We start from the raw sequence: 15,722 nt of genomic DNA, 5'->3' as shown, positions 1-15,722 counted from the left end.
CGAGGCAGACCTGACCCCGAAAGGATCGCATGCACCGCGACGGCTTGTTCTTCGACCCCCTCGATACGGAGGCGGACGTCCACGCACCGGAGCCCGAGCGGGGTCCCGGTCCGGACGATCCCCAGGTCCAGCGCCGACGTGAACTGGCACGCGTGCAGGACGAACTGAGGAGGATGTCGCAGGGGCGTCCCTGACGGCCGAACGCCCGGGCCCTGGTCCCGAAGGACCAGGGCCCGGATCTCGCTGCTAGCGGCGGTTCAGCAGGCTGCGGAGGATTCCGCCGGCCTTGCCTGCAGGCACGGGCGTGCCGCGCTTGCCGGTGACTCCACCGGCAGGCTTGCCGGCAGTGCCGGTACCCTTGTTGCCGAGGTAACGGCCTGCAGCGTTTTTGAGCGTGTTGCTGATTCCCATGATGGTCTCCTTTGGTTGCGCATCTGCACCCAAGAACATCAGGTGGCTTACTAGTTTACTCCATGCTGCTCGCCCTTCCCGATCGCAGAACGTCCGGGAGGTTCGGCGGGCTGGCTGAAGAAGCCTTCTCACGCAACCCCCTCGCCTGCGATCAGCCCGGCGGCACTCGGGCGTACGGTGGAGGGATGAGCGTGCCTACAGATTCCAGGGTGGCCTTCGACGGGCGCTTCGCGCGGGACCTGCCCGAGATGGCGGTCGCCTGGCAGGCGGCGCCTGCCCCACACCCCGCCCTCCTCGTCCTCAACGAGCCGCTCGCCGCCGAGCTCGGGCTCGACCCGGCGTTCCTCCGCTCCCCCGAGGGGCTGTCGCTGCTGGTCGGCACGACGGCGCCCGAGGGTGCGACGCCGGTGGCCCAGGCCTACGCGGGCCACCAGTTCGGCAGCTTCAACCCGGGGCTCGGTGACGGCCGCGCGCTGCTGCTGGGGGAGGTCACCGATGTCGACGGCCGGCTCCGCGACGTCCACCTCAAGGGGTCCGGGCGCACGCCCTTCGCGCGCGGCGGTGACGGTCTCGCCGCCGTCGGGCCCATGCTGCGCGAGTTCATCGTGAGCGAGGCCATGCAGGCGCTCGGCATCCCGACGACGCGCTCCCTCGCCGTCGTCGCCACCGGCAGCGACGTACGCCGCGAGACGATGCTGCCCGGCGCCGTCCTGGCGCGCGTGGCGAGCAGCCACCTGCGCGTGGGCAGCTTCCAGTACGCCGCAGCCACGGGCAACCCGGACCTGCTGAAGCGCCTCGCCGACCACGCGATCAGCCGGCACTACCCCGCTGCCGCGGCGGCGGAGCGCCCCTACCTGGCCCTGTTCGAGGGGGTCGTGTCCGCGCAGGCCTCGCTCGTGGCGCAGTGGATGCTCGCCGGATTCGTCCACGGCGTCATGAACACGGACAACATGACCATCTCCGGCGAGAGCATCGATTACGGGCCGTGCGCCTTCATGGACGTCTTCGACTACGCCGCGGTCTACAGCTCCATCGACCGCGACGGCCGCTACGCCTACGCCAACCAGCCGCTCATCGCCGAGTGGAACCTCGCGCGACTCGCCGAGACCCTGCTCCCGCTCATCGACGACGACCACGAGCAGGCGGTCCCGCTCGCCGTCGCCGCACTCGAGACGTTCCGCCCCCGGTACGGCGCCGCCTGGCTGGCCGGGATGAAGGCCAAGCTGGGACTGCCCGACGACGTCGACGGCGAGGTCGCGTCGGCACTGGCCAACGACGTCCTCACCCTCCTGCAGGACAACCACGTGGACTACACGTCCTTCTTCCGTGGCCTCGGCTCCGTGGTCCGTGGCGACGCGCGCCCGGCGCGGGACAGGGTGCTCGACGTCGCCGCCTTCGACGCCTGGACCGCCCGCTGGCTCGCGCACGCGCCCGACGCCGACGCGATGGACCGCGTGAACCCCGTGTACATCCCCCGGAACCACCTCGTCGAGGAGGCGCTGGACGCCGCGACGGCCGGCGACCTCGACCCGCTGGGCCGGCTGCTCGAGGCCCTCACCGACCCCTTCGAGGAGCGGCCCGGCCTGGAGCGCTACGCCGCCGGGGCGCCGGACGACTTCGGGGCGTACACGACGTACTGCGGCACGTGACGGTCACGGGAGTCCGGTGGCCGCCCGGCACCTCGACGCGGAGCGGCTTGTCCACCGGAAAGTGGTCTCCGGGCGCCTCCGGCCGAACCGCGTAGCGTTGCAGCCATGAGTGCATCCTTCGACATCACCCGGGTCAGCGACAACGAATATCGAGTGCGGACCGAGGCGGAGGGACAGCCCGTGGAATCGCTGTTCCGCATGAATCCCGACCTGCAGGGCCGCCTCGGGACCGCGGATGCGGACGAGGTGACGGTCGTCGAGGCAACGGCGCGCTTCCTGGCCCGCCACCAGTCGGTCATCGACTTCCCGCCCATGATCGACCTCGAGGACATCCTGGCGACGTACGACGACGCCCCCGAGCAGATCCAGCGCCTCCTCGCCGAAGGATCACCGGATCCCGACGCGTAGGGTCCGCGGGCCCCGCGGATCGGGCACCCGGCGAACGCCGCCGGCCGGCGACACCACATCCCGCTCCGCAGCGCACGTCTTTTCGTCCGACCGGGGCGGACTTTCGTAGACGACGGCGGCGGACCACTCTTGGACCTACCACCCATCGCACAGGAGGTTCGCATGAGCTCTCGACATCTCGACCGGGTCCAGGCCGCAGGACACCAGGGAGCCGGTTCTTCCGGCGTCGTGTTCCAGGACGGCCTCGACACGAGGACGGACCTCCAGGACGCCGTGGCCGACGCCCTGATCAGCGGAGAACCCCTGATGACGGTGGCGATCCTCGCCGACCTGTCCCCGCTGGCCGCCCTCGACGCACTGGAGCAGCGCACGCTCTCACGCGCCGGCTCCGCGCAGGCACTGCCGGGCGCCTGACGGCCCGGTCCACGCACCGGGCGCCCGCAGCGCGCTACCGCACCCCGGCACGACGACGGCGGTCGTTGCCCGAGCGCAGGTCCCGGTTGAGCCGGCGGTCGCCGTAATACAGGATGGACCCCCAGTCCGCCTCCTCCGGTGCCTTGTCGATGACCTTCGACTCCTCGACCTTCCTCACCCGGGGTGCCACGTACAGCCAGTTCAGGACGCCGAGCCCCATGTCCACGGCCGAGTTCTTGATGCCGATGTACGCGCGGATCGCGCCGGCAGCCAGGACGGCGTTCAGCCCGGCGAACAGCGCATTGCCCCAGTTCTGCTCCAGGACGTCCCGGGTGAGGGTCAGCAGGGAGAAGGCCACGATCGCATACGGGATGACCACGTAGAGGCCGGGCGCCGCGGTGCGGTCCTTGACCTTCGGGGTGCGGACGAACGGGATCTTCTCGCCCGTGAACGCCTGCTGGATGGACTTCAGCACGCCGGCGAGATTGACCGGCAGCAGCACCAGGTTGAATCCGTAGATCCGGAAGATGTCCGAGAAGCGGTGCCCGCAGTCGCGGAGGTCGCTGCCCATCGCCAGGAAGTACGGCGCGGCGGCGAGGAACACGACGGGGCTCAGGAGCCGGCTGTCGTACGGGTAGGCGAGGAGGAACAGCAGCCCGAAGCTCGCCCACGCGATCGACGCCATGTAGTTGACCCGCAGCAGCACCTCCCGGAAGAGCACCTGCTCGCGGAGGTGGCGGCGCCGTCGCAGCTGGTTCCACAGCTTGGGCAGGATCAGCAGCCCGCCGTTGGCCCACCGGCGCCGCTGCACCACGAGCGAACCGAAATCCGGGGGCGTGGCGCTGTAGCTGAGGCGCTCGGGGTAGTTCATGAGCGTCCACCCGTGGCTGCCGAGGTCCACACTGGACTCGGTGTCCTCGATGACGGTGCGGTCCTGGATGTAGGTCTTGATCTCGAAGCCGCTCACGTTCTCGACCTCGACGATGTCCTCGACCGCGCGCTTCCGGATCACGGCGTTCGCGCCCACCCAGAACGTGGCCCCGTAGTAGGTCATGCCCTGGTGCAGGATGTGCTGGATGTCCGTCGACGCACCGGCCACCCGCTCGATCCGCGTCGGCGCGCCGCGGAAGGAGGAGTACGGCGTCTGGGTGACGGCGATGCGCTCGTTCCCCGGGGACTCGAGCAGGTGGACGAGCCGCACACAGTAGTCGCGCAGCAGCAGGGAGTCGGCGTCGAGCGTCAGCAGGTAGGTGGAATCGGGGACGTCCAGGACGTCGTCGTCCTCCGCGTCCTCGCCCTCCGCCATCGGGCGCAGCACCGTGCCGGTGGCGACGTGCTCCTTGCGCCAGCGATGACCCATCAGGGAGATGTAGGCGTTGAGGTTCATGGCCTTGTTCGCCTCGTGGGACAGCGAGGCGTAGGCCTTGCGCTCGAAGGTCTCCAGCCGCGTGTTGAAGATCCGCACGAGGCGCACGTACAGCTCGCGGAGGCGGCCCGGCTCCGGGCACTGCTCCTGCGCCAGTGCGGCCCGGAGGGCGTACACGGTCAGCCGCAGCTCGCGGGCGAGGCCCATGACCACCAGGTCCACGAAGAACTCGTCCACGTGGTCCTCCACCGCCTCGGTGTCGGCCATGGTCTCGAGCCATACGGCGGCGTCCTCGTACGCCCTGATGAGCGGGGGCAGGTCATCGTACGACGACGGCGCGTCCGGCCCGCGCGCCACCAGGGAGGCCTCGAAGCCGGCCAGCGCGGCACTCGCCCGCGTGGACGGCTCGAGGAGTGCGGACTCGATCTCGAACGTGAGCGCCCGGGTGGCCTCGAGGCGCTGCCGGATCACCGGGTCGGCGGGATGCGGCGGGTCGTCGAGGAGCAGGACCACGCGGATGTTGGGGAATTCCTGCAGGGCGGCGGACCACAGGGTGGCCCGGACGACGGCGGGCTCCTCCGCGTAGGAGGGCACGAGGACGGTGATGCCCTCCCGGTGATCGGCGAAGTGGCGGTCCAGTTCCCCGCGCGGCACGCGCCGGTGGTCGCGGAACCGGTACAGCGCACCCTGGCGGGCCAGCAGGTACATGAGCGCGGAGAAGGTCAGGAAGGTGACGACGATCAGGTACGACACCGCCTCGACCTGGAACCGGAAGCCGGCATCGGGATTGTTGGCGAACTGTCGCAGGATCGTCGTGACGATGTAGGTCAGCCATGCCAGCACGGTGACCACGATGCCGAGCCGGCCCAGGGCGATCTTCCGCGAGGACGGCGTCGGATGCACGATGGACAGCGGCTCCGAGCGACGCTCCGCGCCCCACTGCCGGCGTCGGGCCGCGACGGCGGCCGGCGATGCCTTCTCGAGAGGCGGGGCGGGGGCTGCGCCCGGGAACGGGTCGGCGGTCATGCCCGCGGTCCCGGCGGGCGCGGCATCGGCGCCTGCTCGAGGTGCCGGTGACTCGGTGGCATCGCTGGATCTGGACATGGCTACCTCGGCAGTTGGCGGGCGGGTGGATGACGTCCCCCCGCGACATGCAGCGTCACTCTCCACCGTCGGCCCGCCCGCCGTAAGCGTTAGGCGAAACAATGACGGAGGCCGGAATTTCCCATACGCTTCAAGCGTCTCGCGCATCCCCGGGTGCGCACTCCCGCCTCCTGTGGAGGCCATGATCTGGGGTTCCTGTGTCTTCACGCTTTCCTGGCCGGAGGCTGTCCGTCCTCCGCCTGCTCCTGCTGTCCGCCGTCGTCGTCGCCGTGTCCGCGGGTGGCCTCACGGGCTGGAACCGGTGGGAGGACGCGAGGGCAGCCGAGGGCACCGGCGCCTTCTTCGCCGGCTACGTCGACGTCACGGCGACGCCCTCCTACGCGTTCGAGGACCCCGCGAAGGGCGCCGGCGGCAGCGCGGTGCTGTCCTTCATCGTGGCGTCGAAGGAGGATCCGTGCACCCCGTCCTGGGGCACCTACTACGGCCTGGACGAAGCCGAGGCGGCCCTCGACCTCGACCGCCGCGTGGCACGGCTCGTGCAGGACGGCGGTGAGGTCATCGTGTCCTTCGGCGGACTCCTGAACAGCGAGCTCGCGACCGCCTGTACCGATCCCGGGGACCTGGTGGACGCCTACTCCGCCGTCATCGACCGCTACATGCTGACCACCGTGGACCTCGACATCGAGGGGGAGAACCTCAAGGACGTCGCCGCCGGCGAGCGCCGTGCCGAGGCCATGGCCACGCTCCAGGCCGAGCGGGCCGGCACGGACACGCCGCTCAACGTGTGGCTGACCCTGCCGGTCGCCCCGACCGGCCTGACCGCGGACGGTACCGCCGCCGTCGCGCAGTTCCTGGAGGCCGGCGTCGACCTCGCCGGCGTGAACGTCATGACGATGGACTACGGCGGCAGCCGGCCCGAGGGCACGAGCATGCTCACCGCCTCGCAGAACGCCGCGGATGCCACGCACCGCCAGATACAGGTCCTCTACGAGCGGGCGGGCATCGAGATCGGCCCGCAGGCAGCGTGGCGGAAGATCGGGCTGACCCCGATGATCGGGCAGAACGACGTCAAGGGCGAGGTGTTCACGCTCGACGACGCCAAGGCCTTCAACGCGTTCGCCGCCGAACGCGGCGCGGGCCGCATGTCGATGTGGTCGCTCAACCGCGACGCCACGTGCAGCGAGAACTACGCGGACACCACGGTGGTCTCGGATTCCTGCAGCGGGATCGACCAGCAGGGCCTGCTCTTCGCGCCGATCCTCGGGGCGGACTTCGAGGGCCGCGCGGCGACGCTCGCCGACGAGCCCGTGGCCGAGGAGACCCCGGAGGCCCTCGTCGAGGACGACCCCGAGACCAGCCCGTACCCCATCTGGTCCGACGTCGGCACGTACCGCGAGGATGACCGCGTGGTGTGGCAGGGCAACGTGTACGTGGCGAAGTACTGGACGCAGGGCGACCTCCCGAACGATCCGGTGCTGCAGGCGGAGGAGACCCCGTGGACGCTGCTGGGTCCGGTGCTGCCGGACGAGCGGCCCGTCCCTGCGGTCACCGCCCCGGCCGATCTCTACCCGGAGTGGGACCCGAAGCAGGTGTACGAGCGCGGCGACCGGATCCTCGTCGACGGGCGCGTGTACGAGGCGAAGTGGTGGAGCCAGAGCGACAGCCCCGAGGCCGCCGTGCAGGGCTCGGACGCCTCACCCTGGCAGAAGCTCGACGACGCAACCCTCCTGAGGATCCTGGAGGAACCCCCGGCGTCCTGACCGGTCGGGGACCTTCGGCACTGGGCGGTGCGCGCCGGCAGAACAAGGGTTGCTCCATGGCGACGATCCACATCATGGAGCACGGCGAGCAACTCACGGCGGGCGTCCGGGAGCAGGTGCCGATGACGGAACTCACCGAGTTCTTCTCCCGCGCGTTCGCGGACACGATGGCGGCGCTGCAGGCCCAGGGCGTGCACCCCACCGGAGCGCCGTTCGGGAAGTACTACGGCCCGCCCGGCGACGTCGTCGACGTCGAAGCGGGCTTCCCGGTGGCTGCGGCCATCGCACCGGCCGGGAACGTGGTGCCCGGGACGCTGCCCGCCGGGCAGGTGGCCGCAGCGACCCACACCGGGCCCTACGACACGATGACGGACACCTATTCCGAGCTGGAGCGCTACTTCGCGGACGCGTCGCTGACGCCGGGACCGGTGATGTGGGAGACCTATCTCAGCGACCCGGAGGTGGAGCCGGATCCCGCGAACTGGCGGACCGAGATCTGCTGGCCCGTGCACCAGGGCTGACGCGCGGCGCAGCGATCGCCCTGCCTCACGCCATGGACGGCGTCTGCCGGTCCCTGCCGGCGACCGTGACGAGGGCGATGAGGCCGAGCACGGGGATGACGACCAGGAGGGCGAGACCGATCAGCGACGACGCCGTGGTCGGGTCCGCCGCGGGCAGGAAGAGGGAGATGTCCCACAGTGCGTGGGCGGCCATCGCCGGAAGCAGGAGCCCGCTGATCCTCCGGAACGAGTAGAGGATGGCCCCGGTCATCGTCGCGAGCAGCACCTGGTTCAGGACCGCGGGCACGGGCGAGCCGGTGACCAGGTTGGTCAGGTGGAACACACCGAAGACCACCGACGTACCGACCGCGACCGTTGCCTCGGTGCGGCCGTCGGCCCGCAGGCCCCGGAGGAGGATGCCGCGGAACAGGGTCTCCTCGGCGAACCCCACCAGTGCTCCTGCGATGAGGATCGGGATCAGGAGGTCGATGGCCAGCCCGGACCAGTCCACGAAGACGAGGTGGAGGATGATGCCGATCACGAAGGCGGCCACGGCGACCCAGAGCACGACCGGCACCCGCAGGCGTTCCCTGTCCCGGAAGATGCCGTCCCAGCGGGACCACCACAGGAAGGCGATGAGGACGATCGTCCCGGCCGCCAGGGGCAGGACGGCGGTGCGCCAGACGTTCGCCGGGGAGTCGAACCACTCCGTGTAGGGGATGCCCGACGTCGCCGCCGTGACCGTGAAGACCGCGGCGTAGACCACCACGACCAGCAGGGCCGGCCCCGTGGACGGCCTGATCCGGGGAGCACGCTCGAGGGCGGCGGATGTGTTGGACTGCGGCATGATCGACCCCTTCGAGCAGGTCCGCCGGTGCACTGGCGGTCAACGGGACCGTATGCCGCCGGGAACCGACCGGCATCCTCCGTCCCGGGTGACCGGCCGGAAGCACGACCGCGCCGGCCGCATCCTGCACCCTTCTGCAGTCCCGGACAGGGCTGTACTGTTCTCCGCATGACCGCCCAGCCTGGTGTTGTTCTGCCGGCTCAGGATGGTGCCGCCGCCCGGGACACCATCCTCGATCGTGCCCTGTTCGCGTTCAGCGGTCTCGCCGCCGTCTGGTTCGCCGCCATCCTCCTCGAGGAGACCCTGCAGTGGGGGCAGCTGTGGTTCGGCCTCGTCTTCTGGGTGGTCCTCGCCTATCTGGTCCTCCCCCGGGTGCACCGCATCCTGACGCGCATCTACCTTCCCGACTACTTCATCGGCCGGGCGCGGACGAGCGACGGCCTGCTCGGCGACCCGATCAACGTCGCCCTGCTCGGTAGCGCCCAGCAGCTCCACACGGCGATGCACCGCGCCGGATGGATCCTCGCCGACGCCGTCGACCTCCGCAGCAGCCGGCGGATCGTGACCGCCACGCTCCGGCGGCGCAGCTACGACCAGGCTCCCGTCAGCCCGCTGTTCCTCTTCGGGCGCCAGCAGGACCTCGCCTACCAGCAGGAGGTGGACGGCAACCCCGGCAAACGGCACCACATCCGGTTCTGGCCGTGCCCGCCCGGCTGGGTGCTGCCGGGCGGGATCGCCGTCGACTGGCTGGCCGCGGGCACGTACGACCGCTCCGTGGGGCTGTCGCTGTTCACCCTGCAGATCACGCACAAGATCGAGGCGGACACGGACCGGGAGCGGGATTTCGTCCTGGCATCGCTTCAAGCCTCGGACCCCGGCATCGGCGTGAGGGTCATCGAGGACTTCTCCGCCGGTTACCACTCCCGCAACGGAGGCGGGGACAGCATCTCGACGGACGGCGACCTGCCCGTCGTGGACCTCAGGGGCGTGGACCCGGATCCCGAAGCACCCCTTCCGCCGGTGGACCAGCGGCGGACGACGCCGGCCCCCACCATCGTGGGCGCGGTCCTCGTCGGGCTGCGCGCGCTGGCCGCCCTGGCGCTCGGCCTGGCCCTCCTGGGCGGGGCAACGGACGCCGTCGCCACTGCGGGATCGAATGCCCGCGTGATCCCCGCCGTGGCCGCCGTCCTCGTCGCGTTCGGGCTCTTCGACCTGGTCCTCGCCCGCTTCGTGCTGCGCGGCGGGAACAGGGCCCGCATCACCGCGATGATGCTCAGTGCGGCCGCCATCACGAGCCAGGCCGTGGTCGATTTCGGGACGGGCGCGCCGGTGACGTTCGAGACGACGCTCCTGGGGCTCTCGCTCGACATCCTCCTCATCCTCGCCCTGTCGAGTCAGCGCTCACGCGAGTTCGCGCACCGGCGCCGCCGGGTGTGATCCCGGCGGCGCACCGGGTACGTCAGCCGAGGGCGGCGAGACCGCCGGAGAGCACGACGACGCCGAGCAGGAGGATCACGCTCGCGAGCACCACCTGGCTGTTGTGCGCGAACCAGCCCACGAAGCGCTCCAGCGGACGCGCGGCGCGGTCCCCGAGGAGGGTGAGGGCGGCCAGGGGCGCCAGGACGCCGAGACTCGTCACCAGCACGAACACCAGGAGCACCACGAACTGGGTGCCTACGTCCCCGGTCTGCGCGACGATCGTCGCGACGCCGGACAGGACGATCACGACGTTCTTCGGGTTCACCGAGCCCAGGAGGAAGGCCATCCGGAAGGCCCGGCCCGCCTCCATGCCCTCCAGCGCCGTCATCCATTTCGGGCTCGCCCGGGCGGCGTCGCCCCGTGGCCGGCGGAGGAAGGCGCGCGCCGCGAGCACGATGAGTGCGACGCCGAGGGCTATCCGCAGCCCTGCCAGCCAGGCCGCCGAGTCCGAGGCGAAGGTGACGACGTCCACGAGCAGCAACCCGAGGGTACCGACGGCGAGCATGCCGACCAGCCAGCCGAGGGTGAAACGGCGCAGCACGTCCCGACCGGCGATGGTGCCGAGCACCGCGGCCATCGCCACGACGGGCAGTGACGCGAGCATCCCGCCGACGGCGATGGGCAGGACAGCCCCGAGCGCGGCGATCACGGCGTGACGATCTGGAAACCCGGGCCGCCCAGGTCCAGTACCCCCGACAGCGCGGCGAGGGGCGGTGTTGCGCGTTCCTGCTGCACGGCGTGGCCTCGCTCCTGCGCGGGTGGACTCTGCCTCCCCACTCTGGACACCTCCCCGGGGGCGAGCAACATCCATTCCGGGTGAGGACAGGGCGGCGGCAGCGACCAAGAATGGCCAGACCACCGGCGACCGGCACGGCCGCACCACCACCGCGCTCCAAGGAAGGAACGCTCCATGTCGACGACGAAACCCGTTCTGGCCGGACTGATCACCTGTGGGGCGGTCGCCGCCCTGCTGGCCGGCTGCAGTTCACCCACGCCGAGCGAGAACACCGACCAGGCCTGTGCCTCCGCCGGGGCCTTCCGAACCGCGGTGAAGGATTTCACGGCCACCCTCAGTCCGGATACGACCGTCGACGAGGTCCAGGCGGCACGCGAGGACGTCCAGCGGACCTTCGAGGATCTGATGGAGGAGGGCGGGGACGTGGCCGAGGACAAGAGGGAGGCCCTGAACAAGTCCGTCGGGGAGTTCCAGACGGCGGTCGACGCGGTCCCCGACGACGCCACGCTGCTCGAGCGCGCCGCCGTCCTGCGGGCGGAAGTCGCCAAGGTCGACGTCACGCGCGACGAGTACGTCGCCGAACTCGGTTGCGGCTGACCGTGGAGGACGCCCCGTGAACGCCGAGGGAGTGCGGACGTTCGGCGTGGAGGAGGAACTCCTCCTCGTCGACGGTGCCACCGGTCAGCCGCTCGCTGCCTCCTGGGCCCTGCTCGAGGAATACGCGGAGGCCGGGGAGGATACCGCGGGACCGAAGCTCGAGGCCGAACTGCAGCAGGAGATGATCGAAGTGGTCTCCTCCGCACCCCGCGCGCTGGTGCGGCTGGTATCGGACGTCGTCGTCGGGCGTGCCGTCGCGGACCGGGCTGCCCGCGCGGTCGGGGCGCGTGCCGCCGCCCTGGCCACGTCCCCGGTGCCCGGGCGCCCGCACGTCCACCCGACGGCGCGGTTCGGCACGATCATCGACCGCTACGGCGTCCTCGCCCGGGAGAACCTGACGTGCGGCATGCACATCCACGTCTTCGTGACGTCCCCGCGGGAAGGCGTGGGAGTGCTGGACCGCATCCGCAACTGGTTGCCGGTGCTGGTGGCCCTGAGCGCGAACTCCCCCTTCATCAACGGGCAGGACACCGGCTTCACCAGCTACCGCTCGCAGGTCTGGCAGGGGTGGCCCTCGGCCGGGCCCTCACCGGTGTACGGGTCGGTGGCCGCCTACCGTGCCCGGGAGGAGGAGCTGATGGCCACCGGCGTCCTCCTCGACCGCAAGATGCTCTACTTCGATGCCCGGCTGTCCCACACCTATCCGACGGTGGAGATCCGGGTTGCCGACGTGTGCCTGTTCGCCGAGGACGCCGGGCTGATCGCCGCCCTGGCGCGTGGCCTCGTGGAGACCGCGGCCCGGGACTGGCGCGCCGGCCTGCCTCCGGCGAAGATCTCCGCTCCGGCCCTGCGCCTCGCCGGGTGGCAGGCGAGGCTGTCCGGGCTGGGGGCGGATCTGGTGCATCCGCTGACGGGGCACCCCGCCCCGGCGTGGGATGTGGTGGGGGCCCTGCTGAATCATGTGCTGCCCGCCCTGGACGAGGCCGGGGACACCGAAGCCGTGATGGACGGGCTCGTCCGGCTGCTCGAGCGGGGCACCGGCGCCGACCGGCAACGCGCCGTCCTTCACCGCACCGGCCGGCTGGCGGATGTGGTCGCCGATGCCGTGGAGGTCACCCACTCCTTCGACCGGGGTGGCGCCACGGCCGGCGCCGTGGACCCCGGGGTCGGTTGACCTGATGGACGGCGGTCCTCCCCGGTCCCGGGCGCAGTGCACCGACGCGCCAGGAGGTCCCCCATGAACGAGGTGACCCTCGTCCTCATCTCCGCGGCCCTCTTCGGGTGGGCGCTGGTCTCGGCGCGCCTGCAACGGGCCGATCTGACGCCGTCGATCGTGTTCCTCGTCCTCGGAGGGGCCCTCGCGGGGCTCGGCCTGGTGGACGGCTCCACGACTCCCGAGACGTTCGCTCCCCTGGTAGAGGTCACCCTGGTGTGGGTGCTCTTCTCCGACGCTGCCCGATTGCGGGTGCAGCAGCTCCGCGAGGACGTGGGTCGGCTCGTGCGGCTCCTGGGCGTCGGGCTGCCCCTGACGATCGTGACCGGATGGGCGCTGGCCGCCTGGTTGTTCCCGCAGCAGGGACTGTGGCTGGCCTTCGTGGTGGCTGCGGCGCTGGCCCCGACGGACGCCGCCCTGGGGCTTCCCGTGGTGACGAACCCGGCCGTGCCGTCGCGGATCCGCAGGCTGCTCACCGTGGAGAGCGGCCTGAATGACGGCATCACCACCCCCGTGGTCCTGCTGGCCATCGCAGGAGCGGCCGCTGCCGCCGGCGTGGAGGGTGCCGAGGGTGCCGGGTCTGCGGTGATCACGCTGCTCATCGGTGTGGCGGCGGGTGCGGCGGTCGGCGGCGCAGGGGGGTGGCTGCTGCGGCGCGCCCGTCGGCGCGGGAGCGCCGCCGAGGAGTTCCTGGGCATCGGCGTCCTGGCCCTGGCCCTGCTGGCCTACGCCGGCGCCGTGGAGGTGGGCGGCAACGGCTTCGTCGCGGCCTTCTGCGCAGGGCTGGCGTTCGGCAGGTTCGCCGGCCCCCGCGCCGAGGGCGAGCTCGTGTTCCTCGAGCAGACGAGCAGCCTGGTGTCGATTCTCGTGTGGTCGGTCTTCGGCGCCGTCACCGTCGCCATCGTGCTGGACCGCATCACCGTGCTGACCGTCGTCTACGCGGCGCTCAGCCTCACGGTGGTGCGCATGGTCCCCGTGGCCCTGTCGCTGATCGGCTCCGGCCTGGACCGCAACACCGTGCTGTTCGTGGGCTGGTTCGGCCCGCGCGGCCTGGCGTCCATCGTGTTCGCCCTGCTCGCGCTGGAGGCGCTCGGGCCCGAGGCCGACGACGCCGTGGCGGTCATCGCCGTCACCATCCTCCTCAGCGTCCTGGCCCACGGGCTCAGCGCCGCGCCGCTGGCCGCGCGGTACGGGCGGGCGGCGTCGACGTCGAACCCTCCCGCCGCCCGGCCGTAGGATGCGCCGCCGATCGCGGACTACTTCGGGAGGGCCTTCCCGTCCGCATCGAGGTAGTCACGCCATGACCGCCGGGGTTCCCACCCGAGCAGCTCCCGGGCCTTCCGGCTGGAGATGCCCGAGGCGTCCGTCCGGTCCAGTCCGCGCAGTTCGATCTGGTCGCCGTAGTACTTCGTGAGGATCTCGGCGAAGTCGTAGCCGCCCACGTTGTCGGGGGATGCGATGTAGAAGACCTCGTGCCCCGGCAGGTCCGACCCGGTGGCGAGGACGATCGCGTCGGCCAGGTCGTAGACGTCGATGTAGCTCCAGAGGTTGGGGCTGAGGACCGAGGCGTCGCGGATCTGCGGCCCGAGGTTGTGCTCGTAGTTGCCCTCGAACTGGACCCAGCTGGGCCGGATGGAGATGCACCGGATGTCCGCCCGGGCCACCGCGGCGTCCATGAGCTGCTCGCCGAAATGCTTCGACAGGGCGTAGGGGTCCTGCGGGTGGATCGGGTGCTCCTCGTCCACGGGGGCGTAGTCGGGCAGGAAGTCACGCTCGGGGAAGAAGAACCCGGGGACGGTCTCGCTCGAGATGTAGACGAAGCGCTTGACGCCGAAGCGGATGGCCGCTTCGAGCACGTTGAACGTGGCCATCAGGTTGGTCTGGAACACGATGTGGGGCGGGTTGCCGGTCGGCTCGGGGATCGCGGCGATGTGCACCACGGCATCCGCGCCGTGGACGACGGCGTAGGCCTGCCCCGCGTCGGTGAGATCCGCCATCGTGTACCTGGGGGCGTCGTCGGCCTTGCGTTCGAAGCCGGGCCGCGTGAGGTCGGTGGCGTGCACCTCGTGTCCGGCGTCGATCATCGCCTGCGTCGTGGCGCGACCGACCTTTCCATGGGCGCCGGTGATCAGGACCTTCATGGTGTCTCCTCGGGTTGATGCGGGTCGATCGGTGTGTCGGCCGGAAGGCAGGGGGCGGACTGGTGCAGCTAGTCGTCCACCCCGGTGCTCTCACTGACGTGCCGCCAGGTCTCGAGCGAGGCGAGCTGCGCCCGGAGGACGTCGGCGTGGGCGGTGGTCGCGTCGGCCCCGAGGATGAGCACTTCGGGTGCGTCGGTGGAATCCACCGCGGTGATGATGGCCGCTGCGGCCTTGGCAGGGTCCCCGGGCTGCGTCCCGTGGCTGGTGTCGTTCTCCTTGCGGCGCCTGCCCGCGGTGTCGGCGTAGTCGTCGATGGCTTCCGCGGACTGCCGGAGGGATCGGCCGGAGAAGTCCGTCCTGAATCCACCGGGTTCCACGACCATCGCCGTGATACCCAGGGGTTGCAGCTCCTTGCGCAGTGACCCGGTGAGTCCTTCGATCGCGGCTTTAACGGCCGCGTAGTAGCCGGACCCGGCCGGGGTGATCCTCGCGCCGATCGAGGACAGGTTCACGATGGTGCCCGAGCGGCGGGAACGCATCTGGGGAAGGACGGCCTTGGTCATGTCCACCGTGCCGAAGAAGTGCGTGTCGAACAGGGTGCGCACGTCGCCGTCATCCCCCTCCTCCACGGCGGCGCGGTATCCGTAGCCGGCGTTGTTGACCAGCACGTCGATCCCGCCGAACGTCTCGGTGGCACGCTGTACCGCCGTCTGCACCTGGCCGGGGTCCGTCACATCGAGGGAGAGGGCGAGCGCCGCGTCGGGGTACTTCGCTGCGAGATCCTCGACCGTCGAGGCATCGCGGGCGGTGGCCACCACGTTGTCGCCGCGCTGCAGCGTGGCCTCTGCGAGGGCGCGACCGAGTCCGGTCGAGCAGCCGGTGATCAGCCAGGTGGTCATGGTGTCTCCTTGAGGGCGCCGGCGCTCCACCGGGTACGTACCAGTCAACGCCAGAGTCCGTGGTTCCGTCCAAACCATGACGGAATACGCGCCGGAGGGGCGGGGAGGACCGCGCCGTGCCGAACTGCGGTACCGTCCGGGCCGGATACGCCGACGGCCACCGGCACCCCCGCAGATGGGGTACCGGTGGCCGTCGAA

17 protein-coding genes are annotated in these 15,722 nt (G+C 70.9%); 10 read left to right on the top strand and 7 right to left on the bottom strand.

Annotation, left to right across the window (positions count from 1 at the left end; all coding sequences use genetic code 11):
- Positions 1 to 29 precede the first annotated feature (29 nt).
- Positions 30 to 194 carry a hypothetical protein gene (locus MWM45_RS01200; RefSeq protein WP_247827779.1) on the top strand — a complete coding sequence of 55 codons (165 nt, stop codon included), beginning with the start codon at positions 30 to 32 and terminating at the stop codon, positions 192 to 194.
- A gap of 52 nt (positions 195 to 246) precedes the next feature.
- Here the strand turns inward: MWM45_RS01200 and MWM45_RS01195 are convergent, their stop codons facing one another.
- The gene (locus MWM45_RS01195; RefSeq protein WP_247827778.1) at positions 247 to 411 is read right to left on the bottom strand and encodes a hypothetical protein; all 165 of its coding nucleotides are present in this window, start codon (positions 409 to 411) and stop codon (positions 247 to 249) included.
- Between the two features lie 185 nt (positions 412 to 596).
- On the opposite strand from MWM45_RS01195, the gene MWM45_RS01190 reads away from it, so the two are divergent.
- The 3 genes from MWM45_RS01190 to MWM45_RS01180 all read left to right on the top strand — a co-directional run bounded on the left by MWM45_RS01190 (position 597) and on the right by MWM45_RS01180 (position 2,882).
- Positions 597 to 2,060, top strand: a complete 1,464-nt coding sequence (locus tag MWM45_RS01190) for a protein adenylyltransferase SelO (protein ID WP_247827777.1) — start codon at positions 597 to 599, stop codon at positions 2,058 to 2,060.
- A gap of 105 nt (positions 2,061 to 2,165) precedes the next feature.
- Positions 2,166 to 2,468 carry a hypothetical protein gene (locus MWM45_RS01185; RefSeq protein WP_043443015.1) on the top strand — a complete coding sequence of 101 codons (303 nt, stop codon included), beginning with the start codon at positions 2,166 to 2,168 and terminating at the stop codon, positions 2,466 to 2,468.
- A 162-nt stretch (positions 2,469 to 2,630) separates the two neighbouring features.
- Positions 2,631 to 2,882, top strand: coding sequence for a hypothetical protein (locus MWM45_RS01180; protein WP_247827776.1), 252 nt, complete (start codon positions 2,631 to 2,633; stop codon positions 2,880 to 2,882).
- A 34-nt stretch (positions 2,883 to 2,916) separates the two neighbouring features.
- Here MWM45_RS01180 and MWM45_RS01175 read toward each other — a convergent pair whose 3' ends face one another.
- Positions 2,917 to 5,352, bottom strand: coding sequence for a glycosyltransferase family 2 protein (locus MWM45_RS01175; protein ID WP_247827775.1), 2,436 nt, complete (start codon positions 5,350 to 5,352; stop codon positions 2,917 to 2,919).
- Between the two features lie 197 nt (positions 5,353 to 5,549).
- Between MWM45_RS01175 and MWM45_RS01170 the strand changes: the two genes are divergently transcribed.
- On the top strand, positions 5,550 to 7,112 hold the full coding sequence (locus tag MWM45_RS01170) for a chitinase (RefSeq protein ID WP_247827774.1): 1,563 nt from the start codon (positions 5,550 to 5,552) through the stop codon (positions 7,110 to 7,112).
- A 56-nt stretch (positions 7,113 to 7,168) separates the two neighbouring features.
- Positions 7,169 to 7,633, top strand: coding sequence for a GyrI-like domain-containing protein (locus MWM45_RS01165; RefSeq protein WP_247827773.1), 465 nt, complete (start codon positions 7,169 to 7,171; stop codon positions 7,631 to 7,633).
- Positions 7,634 to 7,658: 25 nt separating this feature from the next.
- Here MWM45_RS01165 and MWM45_RS01160 read toward each other — a convergent pair whose 3' ends face one another.
- Complete coding sequence (locus tag MWM45_RS01160; RefSeq protein WP_247827772.1) at positions 7,659 to 8,459, bottom strand: CPBP family intramembrane glutamic endopeptidase; 801 nt, start codon at positions 8,457 to 8,459, stop codon at positions 7,659 to 7,661.
- A 168-nt stretch (positions 8,460 to 8,627) separates the two neighbouring features.
- Here MWM45_RS01160 and MWM45_RS01155 point away from each other — a divergent pair, with 168 nt between their 5' ends.
- Complete coding sequence (locus tag MWM45_RS01155; RefSeq protein WP_247827771.1) at positions 8,628 to 9,896, top strand: LssY C-terminal domain-containing protein; 1,269 nt, start codon at positions 8,628 to 8,630, stop codon at positions 9,894 to 9,896.
- Between the two features lie 22 nt (positions 9,897 to 9,918).
- On the opposite strand, the gene MWM45_RS01150 is transcribed toward MWM45_RS01155, so the two are convergent.
- Together MWM45_RS01150 and MWM45_RS17630 are read right to left on the bottom strand one after the other, a co-directional pair.
- Positions 9,919 to 10,587 (bottom strand): GAP family protein, encoded by a 669-nt coding sequence (locus tag MWM45_RS01150; protein ID WP_247827770.1) that lies wholly within the window; start codon positions 10,585 to 10,587, stop codon positions 9,919 to 9,921.
- Positions 10,584 to 10,715 (bottom strand): hypothetical protein, encoded by a 132-nt coding sequence (locus tag MWM45_RS17630; RefSeq protein ID WP_269076568.1) that lies wholly within the window; start codon positions 10,713 to 10,715, stop codon positions 10,584 to 10,586. Before MWM45_RS17630 ends, MWM45_RS01150 begins: the two co-directional genes overlap by 4 nt.
- Before the next feature lie 133 nt (positions 10,716 to 10,848).
- Here MWM45_RS17630 and MWM45_RS01145 point away from each other — a divergent pair, with 133 nt between their 5' ends.
- From MWM45_RS01145 to MWM45_RS01135, 3 genes are all read left to right on the top strand, one after another.
- The gene (locus tag MWM45_RS01145; protein WP_247827769.1) at positions 10,849 to 11,271 is read left to right on the top strand and encodes a hypothetical protein; all 423 of its coding nucleotides are present in this window, start codon (positions 10,849 to 10,851) and stop codon (positions 11,269 to 11,271) included.
- A gap of 16 nt (positions 11,272 to 11,287) precedes the next feature.
- Entirely contained in the window at positions 11,288 to 12,445 is a 1,158-nt protein-coding gene (locus MWM45_RS01140; RefSeq protein WP_247827768.1) for a glutamate--cysteine ligase, read from the top strand.
- A gap of 63 nt (positions 12,446 to 12,508) precedes the next feature.
- Positions 12,509 to 13,720, top strand: coding sequence for a cation:proton antiporter domain-containing protein (locus tag MWM45_RS01135; protein WP_247827767.1), 1,212 nt, complete (start codon positions 12,509 to 12,511; stop codon positions 13,718 to 13,720).
- Between the two features lie 20 nt (positions 13,721 to 13,740).
- Here MWM45_RS01135 and MWM45_RS01130 read toward each other — a convergent pair whose 3' ends face one another.
- Together MWM45_RS01130 and MWM45_RS01125 are read right to left on the bottom strand one after the other, a co-directional pair.
- The gene (locus MWM45_RS01130) at positions 13,741 to 14,625 is read right to left on the bottom strand and encodes an NAD-dependent epimerase/dehydratase family protein (protein WP_247827766.1); all 885 of its coding nucleotides are present in this window, start codon (positions 14,623 to 14,625) and stop codon (positions 13,741 to 13,743) included.
- A gap of 68 nt (positions 14,626 to 14,693) precedes the next feature.
- Complete coding sequence (locus MWM45_RS01125; protein WP_247827765.1) at positions 14,694 to 15,524, bottom strand: oxidoreductase; 831 nt, start codon at positions 15,522 to 15,524, stop codon at positions 14,694 to 14,696.
- Positions 15,525 to 15,722: the final 198 nt, after the last annotated feature.

Source organism: Arthrobacter antioxidans, from assembly GCF_023100725.1.
Lineage (GTDB): Bacteria > Actinomycetota > Actinomycetes > Actinomycetales > Micrococcaceae > Arthrobacter_D > Arthrobacter_D antioxidans.
This window is presented reverse-complemented; position numbering and strand designations above follow the sequence as displayed.

What these genes read in the sequence shown, in the direction of transcription:
- MWM45_RS01145 (WP_247827769.1), top strand. Translation starts at nt 10,849, where the DNA reads ATGTCGACGACGAAACCCGTTCTGGCCGGACTGATCACCTGTGGGGCG.
- MWM45_RS01180 (WP_247827776.1), top strand. Translation starts at nt 2,631, where the DNA reads ATGAGCTCTCGACATCTCGACCGGGTCCAGGCCGCAGGACACCAGGGA.
- MWM45_RS01130 (WP_247827766.1), bottom strand. Translation starts at nt 14,625, where the DNA reads ATGAAGGTCCTGATCACCGGCGCCCATGGAAAGGTCGGTCGCGCCACG.
- MWM45_RS01155 (WP_247827771.1), top strand. Translation starts at nt 8,628, where the DNA reads ATGACCGCCCAGCCTGGTGTTGTTCTGCCGGCTCAGGATGGTGCCGCC.
- MWM45_RS01165 (WP_247827773.1), top strand. Translation starts at nt 7,169, where the DNA reads ATGGCGACGATCCACATCATGGAGCACGGCGAGCAACTCACGGCGGGC.
- MWM45_RS01200 (WP_247827779.1), top strand. Translation starts at nt 30, where the DNA reads ATGCACCGCGACGGCTTGTTCTTCGACCCCCTCGATACGGAGGCGGAC.
- MWM45_RS01190 (WP_247827777.1), top strand. Translation starts at nt 597, where the DNA reads ATGAGCGTGCCTACAGATTCCAGGGTGGCCTTCGACGGGCGCTTCGCG.
- MWM45_RS01185 (WP_043443015.1), top strand. Translation starts at nt 2,166, where the DNA reads ATGAGTGCATCCTTCGACATCACCCGGGTCAGCGACAACGAATATCGA.
- MWM45_RS01125 (WP_247827765.1), bottom strand. Translation starts at nt 15,524, where the DNA reads ATGACCACCTGGCTGATCACCGGCTGCTCGACCGGACTCGGTCGCGCC.
- MWM45_RS01195 (WP_247827778.1), bottom strand. Translation starts at nt 411, where the DNA reads ATGGGAATCAGCAACACGCTCAAAAACGCTGCAGGCCGTTACCTCGGC.
- MWM45_RS01175 (WP_247827775.1), bottom strand. Translation starts at nt 5,352, where the DNA reads ATGTCCAGATCCAGCGATGCCACCGAGTCACCGGCACCTCGAGCAGGC.
- MWM45_RS01135 (WP_247827767.1), top strand. Translation starts at nt 12,509, where the DNA reads ATGAACGAGGTGACCCTCGTCCTCATCTCCGCGGCCCTCTTCGGGTGG.
- MWM45_RS01160 (WP_247827772.1), bottom strand. Translation starts at nt 8,459, where the DNA reads ATGCCGCAGTCCAACACATCCGCCGCCCTCGAGCGTGCTCCCCGGATC.